Below are 13665 nucleotides of genomic sequence, written 5' to 3' on the forward strand. Positions count from 1 at the left end.
TGGAGTTATAGGCAGACTAAAAAGCGAGGCAAGCATGGGCAAAGAGCACAAGGCCAGTATTGACGGGGATCAATGGGTGCAGTGTGTGCGGGAACATGGGTGGCTGTGGGATGCGGCGTCGAGGACGACTTCAGCCGCTCCAGTCACGCTGATCCTGGCCCACGGCGCCGGTGCACCAATGGATTCCGGGTTTATGAACGACATGGCTGCACGCCTTGCCGGGCATGGCGTGAACGTGTTGCGCTTCGAGTTTGCGTACATGGCCCAGCGCCGGGTGGACGGGGGCAGGCGGCCACCGAACCCTGCGCCCAAACTGCTCGAAGCATGGCGCGAGGTGTATGCCGAGGTGCGACGTCATGTCGCTGGGAAACTGGCGATCGGCGGCAAGTCCATGGGCGGACGCATGGCCAGTTTGTTGGCCGATGAATTGGGCGCCGATGGGCTGGTGTGCCTGGGGTATCCGTTCTATGCGGTGGGCAAGCCGGAAAAACCACGGGTCGAGCACCTGGCTGGGTTGAAGGCGCCGACGTTGATTGTGCAGGGCGAGCGCGATGCGCTGGGCAATCGGGCGGCGGTGGAGGGGTACGACGTGTCGCCGAGCATCGAGGTGATGTGGCTGGTGGCGGGGGATCATGATTTGAAGCCGTTGAAGGCTTCGGGGTTTACGCATGAGCAGCATTTGGCGGCTGCGGCGGTGAAGGTGGCTGGGTTTATTGCTGGCCTGTAGGGCCCCATCGCAGCGGTGCGGCGACCCGACAAGCCAGTTCCCACATTTTGATGTGTGAATACACCCAAATGTGGGAGCTGGCTTGCCTGCGATAGCGGTCTACCGGTTGAAACGCTCCACCAGCGAATACTGAGTATTCGCGGTATGCGTCAGCTCTTCACTCAACTGCGCCGAGTTCAACGCCTGCTCCGACGTCTGGTCCGCCAACAGCGCAATCGTGCTGATATTACGGCTGATCTCTTCGGCCACGGAGCTTTGCTCTTCAGTGGCAGCAGCGATCTGGGTCGTCATGTCGGTGATATGTGCCACCGCTTCGCTGATGCCCACCAACGCCTGATCCGCTTCCATCACCCGCGCTACGCCTTCTTCGGCCTGGCGATGCCCGGCGTCCATGGTTTGCACAGCGGCAGCAGCGGTGTGCTGCAGCTTGGCGATCAGGGCATGGATCTGCCCGGTCGACTCGGCGGTACGCTGGGCCAGTTGACGGACTTCATCGGCAACGACGGCAAAGCCTCGACCCATCTCACCGGCACGCGCCGCTTCGATGGCTGCGTTCAAGGCCAGCAGGTTGGTCTGGTCAGCGATGCCTTTGATCACATCGACCACACCACCAATCTCATCGCTGTCCTTGGCCAATTGAGTGACGGTCACGCCCGTCTCCCCAACCGCCACCGACAGACGCTGAATCGCCTCGCGGGTTTCCCCGGCAATGTCGCGACCGCGACCGGTCAGGCGGTTAGCCTCTTGGGTCGCATCGGCGGTGCGCTGCACATGGCTGGCGACCTCCTGAGTCGTCGCCGCCATCTGGTTGACCGCCGTAGCCACCTGCTCGGTTTCTACACGCTGGCGTTCCAGGCCGCTGGAGCTGTTATGCGCCAGGGTGTTGGACTGCGCCGCCTGGGCGTTCAGGTGCTCTGCAGTGTCCTGCAAGCGCGTCAGACAGGTCTTCAGGCGCGCCTCCTGGCTGAGGATCGACATCTCCAGGCGCGCCTGGGCGCCACGGCTGTCGGTGTACATCTGCGCGATCAACGGGTCGGACGTGGTCTGCTCGGCCAGGCGCAGCAAACGCTTGAGGCCACGCTGTTGCCAACTCAAGCCCAGCAGGCCCAACGGCACCGACAACCCCGCCGCCAGGGCAAAGCCCCAGTGGGAGTTGAGTGACGCGCCGATCATGAAGCTCAGTTGGCTCACTAGGATAAACGGCAGCCAGTCCTGCAACACCGGCAGCCATTTGTCCCGCCGGGGGATCGCTGACTTGCCCTGGTTGATGCGGTGATAAAGTGCTTCGGCCCGGCGGATCTGCTCAGAGGTGGGCTTGATGCGCACCGATTCGTAGCCGACCACCTGGTTGCCGTCGAAGACTGGCGTCACATAGGCGTTAACCCAGTAGTGATCACCGGTCTTGCAGCGATTCTTTACGATGCCCATCCATGGCAAGCCTTGTTTGAGCGTCGACCACATGTGCGCGAACACCGCCGCCGGAACATCCGGGTGACGCACCAGGTTGTGCGGGGCACGGACCAGTTCTTCGTGGGTGTACCCACTGATTTCGACAAATGCGTCGTTGCAGTAGGTGATCACGCCCTTGGCATCTGTGGTGGAGATCAACCGTTGCTGAGCGGGGAAGGTACGTTCGCGCTGGGTAACGGGTTGGTTATTACGCATGGTTGTTCAATCCGCAAGGCTTTCAAGGGTTGTCGGCAGGAATGGCGGTTTATTTAACTTCTTTTTGCAACAATCAACCGGCCACCGCCTCGCGTCACTGTTCTGTAAGTGTTGCGGTCTCGAGAATGTCGAACGCCATGCGCTGCTGGATCGTGCTTCGCGAATACGCCCTTAAAAATGCCTCGCGGTCAGTAGCACTGAGCCTAAGGCGGGCAAGTGCGGCAACCGCTGCGTCCGGGTTTCCGGGGGCAAACACGCAAGCATTGGGAATATGATTGAGTGTGAACGCCTTTGAATAACCCTCCAGTCCCGCGAGTATTGGCTTTCCGGTAGCTGCATATTCAAACAGTTTGGAGGGAATGACTTTCAAGAATGCCTTGAAGTCATTGAGGTGCAAAAAAAGCACATCGGCTTGCTGATAGTAATGAATCAGTTTGTGTCGGGGCATGGGCGCAATAAGCTCGACATTCTTTACATGTCCCTCGATCAGCGCTTCGCGCAGTTTTTTCATCGTACTGCCATCGCCAATCACGTAGAAACGGGCTGTGTTTGCGAGCCGTTCGGCCAGTGATGGCAGTATTTTATCCAAGCCTTGGCCGACGCCGATATTGCCTGCGTAAACAATCTTCAGTGGGCGTGTTGGTTCGTTAGGCGTGTCTGGATAGAACGGGGTTTCAAGAAAGAGATCGTCCACACCGTGGGTGAAAGTTGAAAAGCGCTTGTGTGGATAACGAGCCGAGAAGTAACTCAGAAACCCGGGTGATATCAGGTTTATCCGCGTTGCGCGATCGAGGGTGAATTGTTCAACGCGGGAAAATACTCGCGCCAGGAGTTTGCCCAGGACGCCGGGGAAAAGTTCGGGCAGTATGTCGACAAAGATATCTCGGATATCCAGATAGAGCGGTGCCTTTTTTTGGCGCGCAATAGCGGCGCCCAGTGTGGCCGTCATCAGCCGGGAAGAAGTGGTCACAATCACGTCGTACTGCTTGCCTTTTACCGCTCGAAGTACGCCGCAGGCATAGTTGGCAAATCCCCAGGCCTGGCCCCAAACGCTGAATCCGTGCGTGGGCAGGTCTATGCGGGTGATAGACAGCCTTGGCTGATGTGCGGTGTGATCCCAGGAGAAAGTATAAGAAGGGTAGCGGTTCGGCTGAGTGGTCAGCACGTCGATCTCTATCTCATCGTTACCGTAGGTGAGCAAGCCATTGACCAGCGCCTCGACGCGAAAGGCCGACAGGTCGGGCGGAAAGTAATAGCTCAATAAAAGAATACGCACTGTCATATGCACCTCTCAGTCTTACCCGTCAGTACGCGTTCATACAGTGTTAGCAAATTGCTTTCTTGCTGCTCCCAACTTAGAGACGAGGCGGCATTTTTCGCGTTTTGGGCCAGTGTCTGACGTAACAACGGTTCATCGATCAACCGCTGTAATTCCCGGTGCAGTGATTGATCCGAGCCTGCCGTCACCAACAACCCCACCGCGTGGGACCGGACAATTTTGCGAATCTCCGGAAACGCCGTCGCGACCACGGGCAGCCCGGCGATGATGTATTCGAACAGCTTATTCGAGTCGGTGGTGAAGTGGTTCAGGCAGGTATTTTCTATAGGCTGCACACCGATATCGGCTGACGCGGTATAGCCGGGCAAATCCGCTAATGAAACGGTCGGAATAAAGTGCACTCGCTCTGTCAAGCCAAGCGCCTCGCTCAACATCTTCAGGGGGGTCGTAAGCCTGCCGCCCCCAATCAATACGAAGTAAGCGCGTTGCAATGTGACTGCGACGCGTAACAAACGCTCCAGGCCGCGCCCCTGTTGAAGGCCGCCCTGATAGAGAACGATGGGCCAGGGCCGTTTCAAACCCAGCTCATGGCGAATCCTCTGGCTCTGTGGACTGGCGATCAGGCACGGACGATTTTGCAGCACCAGAGGACGGGTTATTCCGTATGCCCTGGCAAAGAACTTAGCCCTGCTTTGTGTGGTGGTAATGGTGCCCTCAGCCCTGGGCATCAAGGCTTTTTCGATACAGGCAACCCACTTGCGAAAGCGCGCATACCCCTCGCGGCTGGTACTGAGTTCATGGGCGTCGTACACCAGCCTCGCTCCGCTGAGCCGGGCGGCCAGCCATGCAGTGGGCAGCGTATTAACATCATGGGCATGCACAACGGCGGCGCGATGCAGAGCGATCCGCACCAATAGCCCTGCATGCACCCAAAGTCGTGAAAGGATGCGTCGCAGCGGCATCGACTGTTCTGTCGGCGGTGAGCCGGTCGAAGCGCAAGATCCAGCACTTGCGGGTCGCCATCTCAGGCTGCGCGCCACGCGTATCACACGGATGCCATCCGCCAGTACTTCCCTGCGCTGCGTTACACCTGGTGTATGCAATGCGAACACTGTCACTTGATAACCGGCCGCTTGGAGTGTCCGGGCTTGTTTCAATACGCGGGCGTCATTGCGGAACTCATTCCAGACGATCATGGCGATAGGGGGCACGGGGGAATTCCTGTTTATTTCGACGGTGTTCAGTGAATCGGGTGGGTGGCAAGAAACATCCGATTGATGTTCAGCGAGTGACTGCTCAGGTAAAGAACGTCCTGTGTGAGGACCTTCAACCTGCTGAAGCTTTGACGGAGGAGAATCAGCGCGATGAGCGCGATGTAAACGTGGGGAGGCGTCAGACAAAGAAAGTCGACAATGATGAAGGCGAATGTCACCAGGAAACCTGTGGCGTGGAATGTGTCGGCTACTGTGAGAGGGTGGCGGGACAGCATCGAATGCACGCGGTGACTACGGTTGTTCAAACCAATCAGCACAGCTGCTGCGGTTGCATAGTAGAGAAGGCTGACGGCCAGGAGTGACGGGTAAAGGTAGAGCAATGCCATGAAAACGGTCAGGGCGAACACGGCATCGGATAAGCCCCGTGTGAATCTGGAAAACGCTCTGGCAGCCAGGGGTAATTGAGTGTTGAGCAGTGTTGGTTCTGCGCAGCGTTTTATCAGAGCACGTGCGCCGTTTCTTGAGTAACGGGAAGCCATAAAACCGGCCCCTAGGTAAAAAACGTAGAGGATCACCGTCAACAGGCCTAACCCGATGATCAGGGTGATTTTATTAAGGTCTTTCAGCACCGGCGGAAAATACGCAGGAACCGTCTCTGATCCGAGCAGAATGACAATCTTGATCGGCAGGAAATGGGTCGTTATCAACAACATCTGTGCGCAAAAATGCGCAGCATGAGCCATCAACATTGCGCGTGGAGCGATGTTCATGAAGTTACGGCCCAAGTGTACGCACCAGATGAGTGTCGACAGGACACTGTGTTGCAAGGCCCTAATTTCTTGGCTCACCGTGGGGTTCTCGTATAAGGCTTATTTCTGATGCGGTGATCAAGTGCACATCGCTTTGCATCAGCACTCGCTGCCTGGCGTTCAAGGACTTTTCCCTGAAAATTCCCGGGTTTAAAAACAGCGTTTCTATCGCGTCGCTGATCCCGTTAGAACTCTCGGGATCAGCTAAAAAACCGCAGGCGTCATCAACAAACTCAGGGATTGCTCCGACCCGATTGGTAATAGGGACCAGGCCTGAGGCCATCGCTTCATCGCGAGAAACGCCTTGAGTGTCCATTCGGCTAGGGCACAGAAATACGCCGTAGTGTTTATGCAGGTCAGCGATCTGTGATTGTTTCAAGTAACCTTTTTCGATCCGCACGTTCGGGTACTTGCGCAGCGGCGCAAGTGTTTCTTCAAACAACGGCCCATCGCCCATCATCAGGAACTCAAGCTCGTTGAACCATGGCTTTGTCTCCAGCAGTTGAATGGCTTTGACGCTCAGGTCATTGGCGTAAGTGCGTGATACATAGGGGCGGATCGACAGGATTTTTTTGCGCTGTTCAAGCGCTTTCTCCGCGTGAGAAAACAGTCGGGTATCAATGGGGTTGTGGATGATTCGGTGTTGGTTCTGAGGCAACCGGAACCCTAGGTCTTCCATTGCTTGCTCGGCGAACTGCCGCGACACGAATACCAATTGCAGATTGGGTGGCATGGGCTGCAGCACGCTGCGCCAGAAAGCCATGCGTCTTTCGCTGTCGAGCTTGCCCAGCTGCAACTGCTCTTGATCACCGTAGTTGTAAGCCCGGCGCCACCAGGGTTGGATCTCCGCGCCGTGCACCCAGACAATCACTCGAAGGCGAGGCAGGTAGGGGCGCACTACTTCCCACATCTGCTGGTCCAGAAAGTGCACCAGCACCGATATGTAGTGTCCGGCGTCAAGCATGCTCTTCAAGGCGCTTGCAGGCCCGGTCACTATGTCAACATTGTCAAATTCGTGATAACTGATCGGTTCGTTGGGTCGCAACCGAAAGACGTCTATGGGCAGGCCCTGTTCCTGATAGGCCGCGACACGGGTATGAATAAAACCATTTCGATACAGGTCGCCATAGGCCGGGTAGTGGTTGGTCAGCAGCAGATGCTTAGCCTTCGCGAGGACGGTAAAGGGTTGAATGTCGCAATGGCCTTGAACCAGCGCCTTGATCGTCGAGCTGCCGCTGCCGTAGGCGCGCAGGCCTAGACGCAAGGAAGCCGTCTCTGGCGGTACATCCCAGGCCTGACTCCGATTAGCCAGTTGCATGACATGGCTGATCCGTTGTTCCTGCGCATCCAGAAACAGTACAACCAGTTGCAGGTTCAAGCCCGGCGTGGCATCGAGCATCAATCTCAATGTGCCTTCGGTCCCCTCCAGTTGCGCAACACTTAAGGTCTGCCTGGCGTAGTGGTATTCGTGTTTTCCGTCTGCGAGAGAGGAGTGGATATGCCAGGTTTTGCCTTCTACCTGGGCTTGCAAATGCTTACTGCGCAGTGGTTCGAACAGTTTTGCCAGGTCCTGGCCGCTGGTCTGCGGGCAGGAGCTACTTGCGTTCAGTGGCGGGATTGCTTCACTGCTGCGCTGAAGCTGATCGAGGCTGATACCGGTATTCAAATCAAGGTCGTTTACCACGTCGATAACATGCTGTAGACCTCTGCCTACGGCGTTTTCGCAGTAGTTGAAGGCGTCAATCGCAAGGGAGCCAGGGTGCGTGTAGGTGAGCCCTGGCAGGCTTTCCAGCCAGTCACGGGCGCGCTGTTGCGCCACTGCCGTCGTCCTGATCATGGCTCGGCGTGCTGCTATACCGAGCGTGCAGCGGTATTCCTGGCCCGGATTTATCAGGTGTATGCCTTGTTTGTCCGCGACATGATGAGCCATCTTGCCGATCACATGCGCCTTGCTGTAACGCGTGGCCAATGCCAGGTCGAGCAGGTAGTGAGGGCCGTAGTAGTCCGCCGCAATCATCGCGCCAAACCACTCTGCGCCGTTTGCCAGGTCGGCCAGGGTAAGGTTATCCAGCTGGCTGCGCTCAATCAGGTGTAAGCGGGAATCCACGCTGGCGGGCTGCCTTGTTGTCGAATCGTTTACCACGACATGCAGGTTGACGTGGGGGTAGCGCTGGCGTTGCAGATGCTCCTTGAGTGCCTGCAGCTGAACGTCATTGCGCGCCTCGGCGACGAGGCAAATTGTTGGCAGAGGCACGTCATCCACACGACCTGTGACTTTGCTCATCACATACCGCAAACGATGGGCATAGGTGTGCTCCTGCATCACTTTGCGCAGGCCGGCCAACCGCTGCCTGGCGTGCTCAGCGGGAGTGTTGAGGCGACGTAATGCTTCCTGACTGCTGTCGCTGCAAATGACCAGATCACCCATCAGTACACGCAGGCCGCGAGAAAAGTTGCTGACGGTAAGGGTGTTGGACCCCAGTAATTCAAAGATGCGGCGGGCGAACATGGATTGCGACTGTTTGATCGAGTTGAGATTCATCGCATAGCGGTAACCCTTATAAGCCAGGTCCATTTGCGCCGCGTTCAACGTGCCAGCAATGTGGCCCCGATACCGGGTCGGAAACTGATAGTTGGGCTCTGTCGTGCCGAAGTTACGATCGTAGATCTCAAGGGGACGCAAGCCAGGCAGGTCGTTGATAAAGTGTTCCAGATCGCGGGTCCGCTCGGTGTATCGGGTGTAGTAGGCGCCGGCGAAGCAGAACGCATCCTTGCGTTCATACAGTTCGAGCGGATTGTGTATGGCCGGTTGGCAGGCGAAGGGCAGCAGGTAGACACGCTCATGCCCCAACGCACTTTTATAGCGTTGAATACAGTCGATATCCGTGGTGAACACCAGGTCAAACTGCTTGGCGGTGCCCAGGAACGTCTCAAAGTGCACCGGGTCTTCTTTGTTCCAGAACACCGTTGGCACTTTGTGTTCCCGGCACCAGTGCAAGATCCCGCGCAGTTCTACGCTGTTCTGGGCGATCTTGTTCTGCCAGCGGTCCTCCTTGCCGCGCCATGCGGATTCGATGAACAGCAGGTCCGGTTTAAACGCTTGCAGCTCGGCCAGGCCCTGCTCTGGCGTCAGTTGCAACAGCTCGCTTTCATACCGGTAGGCCTCATGGGAAAAGGTATCTAGCACGCAGGCAATTCTGAAGGGCTTGGCCGTGTCATGAGGGGCGAGCATCAGTTGGCTGCGCACATAGGCTGCATCCGGCAATGGCGTGGGGGCCGGTGCTGCAAGGAAAGCGGCGGTGTCAGGTGACGTTGTTGGGAGAGCGTCACGGTCTGCGAATGACGTGGGGGCTTGGCCTTTGCGACGCGCGCAGGCGTGCTGGTACAGCTTGAATAACGCCACTGGCAAACGCAGGCACTCGCGCAGCGAGCCCACCGCCATACGCAGTTGATAACCCAACTGATAGGTCGTGCTGGCCCGCGTCTTGATCAAGCGATTTTCCAGCAGATGGCATCTGGCATTCGCGCGTTGCAGGCTGGCGGTCAGGGCCTCCATTTGCTGGGTGGAGAGCCTAAGCGTGTTCTTGAGTCGGTCAATGTGTTCAGTGGTTCCACGGTATTTCTGATTCACCTGCTCCCGGTGTTGGCGACTGGCGGCTACCTGGCGAAGCAGGCTTCGCTCGACTGACTCGAACGCAGTTTCGAGCTGGCGGATGTGGTCAAGCTCCAGTGCGCTCTTCCCCGGCTCGGCCTTGATGGCGACCATTCCCACCCACTTGCCCAGTATTTCAATCCGCACGACGTGCAGGTGCGAACTCAATAACCGAAACGGCTCCAGCAGGTAGAACGTGTGCTTGTGGTCGATAAAATCATTCACCCCGAATGGCACGGTGATGATCAATCGGCCATGCGGTTTGAGCATCGACGCTGCTTTCTCGACGAAGGTGGCGGGATGGATGAGGTGTTCAAGCACTTCACTGATCACGATGCTGTCAGGTTCGACACGCTCGGTACCCAGCGACAGAAAGTCTGCGTTCAAGTAACAAATATTCTGCTGCACGTGGTCGGGTTCCGCTCGCAGATAGTCGCCGGCCTGTTTGATTGCCTGGGGGCTGCTGTCCACGCCCGTGACCACATGCCCTTCACGGGCGAGCAATACAGGAATGATGCCCTGAGAGCAGCCTACGTCGAGGACTGTCTTGCCGGTGACTTGGGCGCAGATCCAATGGATCCGCGCGCGCGTCTCCTGCATGAAGTGCTCACCCAGCTTGCCGTAGTAGGCTTCCATGACGCGATCGTGGGTATCGGCCAGTGGCCGTGGGGCATTCATCGTCAGTTCGCCAATACGCCGGCGGCATCAATCACCACCTCGTTGGTGTGTTGCGCAGGCAGTGACCTGAACTCGCGATGCCCGACCAGCAACACATGGATATGCGCGGTGTCCCAGGCACAGGCCGTATCGGTCAATGTATGGCTGCGCAGGTCGGCGGGAAGCGTATGAATATTCGGCTCGACCAGCAGCAACGTGACCCCCAACTCCTTGGCCAACTGCCGGGCGATGCCAAGTGCGGGGCTTTCGCGCAGGTCATCGATGTCTGCCTTGAACGCCAAGCCATAGCAGGCAATTCGCACGTCGTGCGCGCTAAGCCCCGGGTGCTTGAATAGAAGATCCGCCACCGCCAGATTGACCTGCTGGATGACCCATTGTGGCTTGCTGTCGTTAACCAGGCGCGCAGTGTGGATTAACCGCGCCAGTTCGGGCGTTTTACTGACGATGAACCAAGGATCGACCGCGATACAGTGCCCGCCGACGCCAGGCCCTGGCTGCAGGATATTCACGCGTGGATGGTGGTTCGCCAGGCGTATCAGCTCCCATGGGTCTATCTCCAACTGCGCGCAGAGCATCGAGAGTTCGTTGGCGAAGGCGATATTGACGTCGCGAAAACTGTTTTCGGTCAGCTTGCACATCTCGGCGGTGCGTGTGCCGGTGACAATGCACTGGCCTTCGACACACTCTTGGTACAGCCGTACTGCTGTGCTTGAGCAGGCAGGGGTCATGCCGCCGATGATTCGGTCATTGGAGACCAGTTCTCGCAAGATATGACCCGGCAGCACACGTTCCGGGCAGTGAGCGATACGAATATCACTGGCTTCCCCATGGGTTGGGGGAAAGGTCAGGTCCGGGCGGGCATTGGCCAGCCACTGAGCCATGAGTTCGGTGGTGCCGACCGGAGATGTCGACTCCAGGATAACGAGGTCGTTCTTTTTCAACACAGGCGCAATGGCGCGGCTGGCCGCTTCGATACAGCTCAGGTCTGGCTCACGGTTTTCCAGGAATGGCGTCGGCACGGCAATCAAGAAGGCGTCCGCTGGTTCTGGCTGGGTTGTCGCACGCAGATAGCCTTGGCTGACCGCGGAGTGGACCAACGCGTCCAGCTCTGGCTCAACGATATGCACTTGGCCAAGATTGACGAGGTCCACAACGTGCTGGTTTATGTCGACGCCAATGACTTGCCGTTGAGGTGAGGAAAACAGCGCAGCGGTGGGCAGGCCGATGTAACCCAGGCCCACGACGCATAACGTTGGAAGGCTCATGCCGCCACCTCGTTTTCGTGCCAGGTTGCGATAAGCACTTCGCGGATGCGTCCGCAAGCGTTGCCGTCACCGTAGGGGTTGTGGGCGTTGCTCATCGCTCGATAGGCGGCTTCATTGCTGAGCAACTCTTTAAGGTGATGACTTATGGTCGCGATCTCGGTGCCCACCAGCCGGACCGTCCCGGCGTCGACTGCTTCGGTACGTTCCGTTGTGTCGCGCGTTACCAGCACCGGCTTGCCGAGCGCAGGCGCTTCCTCCTGGATACCGCCCGAATCCGTGAGAATCACGTACGCGCGGGTCATCAAGTAGACAAACGGCAGGTAGTCCTGTGGCCCGATCAGATGCACATTCTTGATGCCTGCCAGCCGGCGTTTTACGGGTTCTTGCACTTTGGGGTTCAGGTGCACAGGGTAAACAAAGGCCACGGTTGGGAAGCTCGCGGCGGTTTCTGCCAACGCCTCGCATATACGCTCAAGACCGTCGCCAAGGTTTTCTCGGCGATGCCCCGTCACCAGGACCATGCGCTGACCTGGGGACAGGAAGGAAAATTGCTGGTCAAGTCGGCTGCGCAGTGGCGATGTAGCCGAGCGCAGTTTCTCGACAACACTGAGCAGCGCATCGATCACTGTGTTGCCCGTGACATGAATACGCTCGGCGAGGACGCCCTCATTCAGCAGGTTCTGTCGGGAGGTTTGAGTGGGCGCAAAATGCATCGATGCGAGGCTGCCCGTGAGGCGTCGGTTGCCTTCCTCTGGCCACGGTGAGTAAAGGTTGTGCGTACGCAGCCCGGCTTCGATATGCGCCACGGGGATTTGCTGGTAATAAGCCGCCAGGCTTGCAGCAAAAGTGGTCGCCGTATCGCCATGCACAAGGATCACATCCGGTTTGAAGTCTTCCAGTACCGATTGCAGCCCTTGAATGATCGCGGTGGTTACATGGGTCAGGCTCTGATCGACGGTCATGATGTTCAGGTCGTAGTCAGGCACCAGTCCAAACAGTTCAAGCACTTGGTCCAACATCTCGCGGTGTTGCGCTGTGACACAGACTTTCGAGTGGAAACGATCGTCGTTCGCGAGGTTGATAACCATCGGTGCCATTTTGATGGCTTCGGGGCGAGTGCCGAATATGCACAGTGTCTTGAGAGGCATGGGGATGGCTTCTTGTTTAGCGGATGAATAAACGCTGAGCCTGAAACGCGGGTGCACAGCTGCCTTCAACGCAGTGCCAGGCTTTTGAGCACGTGGTAACTGGGTTGTGTGGATTGGGTTGGGTACGAAACGAAGGGTTGATTTTGCCTAAAGTGGGCGTGGCCGACTACTGACCGTTCGGCTAGTTACGGCATGTTACCGGTCGCGTGAGAACTCAAAAGCCGCCCTTGAGGCGGCCTTTGTGTCACGTAAAACGGGTCGGGTCAGCCTGCCAGCATCGGGTAGGTAAACAACCCGAAGTGAAGCAGGTTCAAACCAAAGTGTGTGGCTATTGCCGCGCCCAGGCCGCCGAAGCGATAAGCCAGGCCATATCCCGCCCCGGCAATGCTGGCCAGCAGCACCCAGTGCCAGCCCGCGCCGACATGCACCAGGCCAAACAGCAGCGAGGCCAGCAGCAGTGCGAGGTTTTCGCCATAAGGCAGAGGGTTGAAGCGCTGGCTCAAGCCTCCCTGGACATAGCCACGGAACAGGGCTTCTTCTACCAGGGTCACTAACAGCAGGTTATTGAGCACCCACAGCCATGCCGGTTCCGGCCATTTCGGCGCCCAACTGATCATCCCCAGCAAGGCTGCACCCCCCAAGGCGGCGATGGCGGTGAGGGTCAGGGCCAGGGCGGTCACGCAGATCGACAAGCGCAACGAGCGCCGCGCCACGATCCAAGGGCAGGCCAGCAACAGCCAGAAGCCAATCAGCGGTTTGTCCTGGTTCAGGTACATCGAGAACGGCACGGCGTCGGCGGTGAAACGTTGCGCAGCAATACCACGCCCGTTGTAGAAACCCGGCAGCCAGTGCATCGCCAGGCCCAGGGCCAATACGATAAACAGCCCGTGGCCCAGGAAGCGCGCCCAAGGCGTGCGTTGCTGGCGTACGGCATAGCCGGCGATCAGCAGCAGGGCGACGGACACACCCGCCAGCACCCCCAGTTGCCCGTAGATCAAGGCCACTAGGTAGCCGATGGAAAGAAGCGCCAGGTACAGCCAGGGCAATGGGAGCATGGGGAATCCTTGGAAAAATCTGGGCGGCATTATAGCGACCGGACCGCCAAGGCCCGCATGAAAACGCCTCCACGCACTGCGCGTGGGTGAAGTGATTGCCAACCCTGGTAACGACTGGTTATAGTCCGGGCCTCTTCATCCCTTCACACAAGATCAGCCCATGCCAGCTTTCC

At 57.9% G+C, this 13665-nt stretch carries 9 protein-coding genes; 1 reads left to right on the forward strand and 8 read right to left on the reverse strand.

All coding sequences use genetic code 11. The annotated features are described in order from the left end of the window. Positions 1-34: 34 nt before the first annotated feature. Complete coding sequence (locus AACY30_RS03380; RefSeq protein ID WP_339467958.1) at positions 35-727, forward strand: alpha/beta family hydrolase; 693 nt, start codon at positions 35-37, stop codon at positions 725-727. A gap of 99 nt (positions 728-826) precedes the next feature. On the opposite strand, the gene AACY30_RS03385 is transcribed toward AACY30_RS03380, so the two are convergent. From AACY30_RS03385 to AACY30_RS03420, 8 genes are all read right to left on the reverse strand, one after another. Continuing rightward, positions 827-2392 carry a methyl-accepting chemotaxis protein gene (locus tag AACY30_RS03385; protein ID WP_339467960.1) on the reverse strand — a complete coding sequence of 522 codons (1566 nt, stop codon included), beginning with the start codon at positions 2390-2392 and terminating at the stop codon, positions 827-829. A gap of 94 nt (positions 2393-2486) precedes the next feature. Beyond that, positions 2487-3674 carry a glycosyltransferase family 4 protein gene (locus AACY30_RS03390; protein WP_339539734.1) on the reverse strand — a complete coding sequence of 396 codons (1188 nt, stop codon included), beginning with the start codon at positions 3672-3674 and terminating at the stop codon, positions 2487-2489. Further along, entirely contained in the window at positions 3671-4882 is a 1212-nt protein-coding gene (locus AACY30_RS03395; protein WP_339467964.1) for a glycosyltransferase family 4 protein, read from the reverse strand. The genes AACY30_RS03390 and AACY30_RS03395 overlap by 4 nt, the downstream gene beginning before the upstream one ends. Before the next feature lie 29 nt (positions 4883-4911). Next, on the reverse strand, positions 4912-5670 hold the full coding sequence (locus tag AACY30_RS03400; RefSeq protein ID WP_339539736.1) for a hypothetical protein: 759 nt from the start codon (positions 5668-5670) through the stop codon (positions 4912-4914). Between the two features lie 46 nt (positions 5671-5716). After that, entirely contained in the window at positions 5717-10024 is a 4308-nt protein-coding gene (locus AACY30_RS03405; protein WP_339539738.1) for a methyltransferase domain-containing protein, read from the reverse strand. Positions 10025-10026: 2 nt separating this feature from the next. Next, positions 10027-11289, reverse strand: coding sequence for a UDP-N-acetyl-D-mannosamine dehydrogenase (wecC, locus tag AACY30_RS03410; protein ID WP_339539740.1), 1263 nt, complete (start codon positions 11287-11289; stop codon positions 10027-10029). Then, positions 11286-12437, reverse strand: coding sequence for a non-hydrolyzing UDP-N-acetylglucosamine 2-epimerase (wecB, locus tag AACY30_RS03415; RefSeq protein ID WP_339539743.1), 1152 nt, complete (start codon positions 12435-12437; stop codon positions 11286-11288). The genes wecC and wecB overlap by 4 nt, the downstream gene beginning before the upstream one ends. Before the next feature lie 263 nt (positions 12438-12700). After that, a complete protein-coding gene (locus tag AACY30_RS03420; RefSeq protein WP_339438414.1) occupies positions 12701-13492 on the reverse strand; it encodes a CPBP family intramembrane glutamic endopeptidase in 792 nt (263 codons plus the stop codon). Between the last annotated feature and the right edge of the window lie 173 nt (positions 13493-13665).

Origin of the sequence: Pseudomonas sp. RA_5y_Pfl1_P24 (genome assembly GCF_963970945.1) — a bacterium.
Taxonomy (GTDB): Bacteria; Pseudomonadota; Gammaproteobacteria; order Pseudomonadales; family Pseudomonadaceae; genus Aquipseudomonas; species Aquipseudomonas tritici.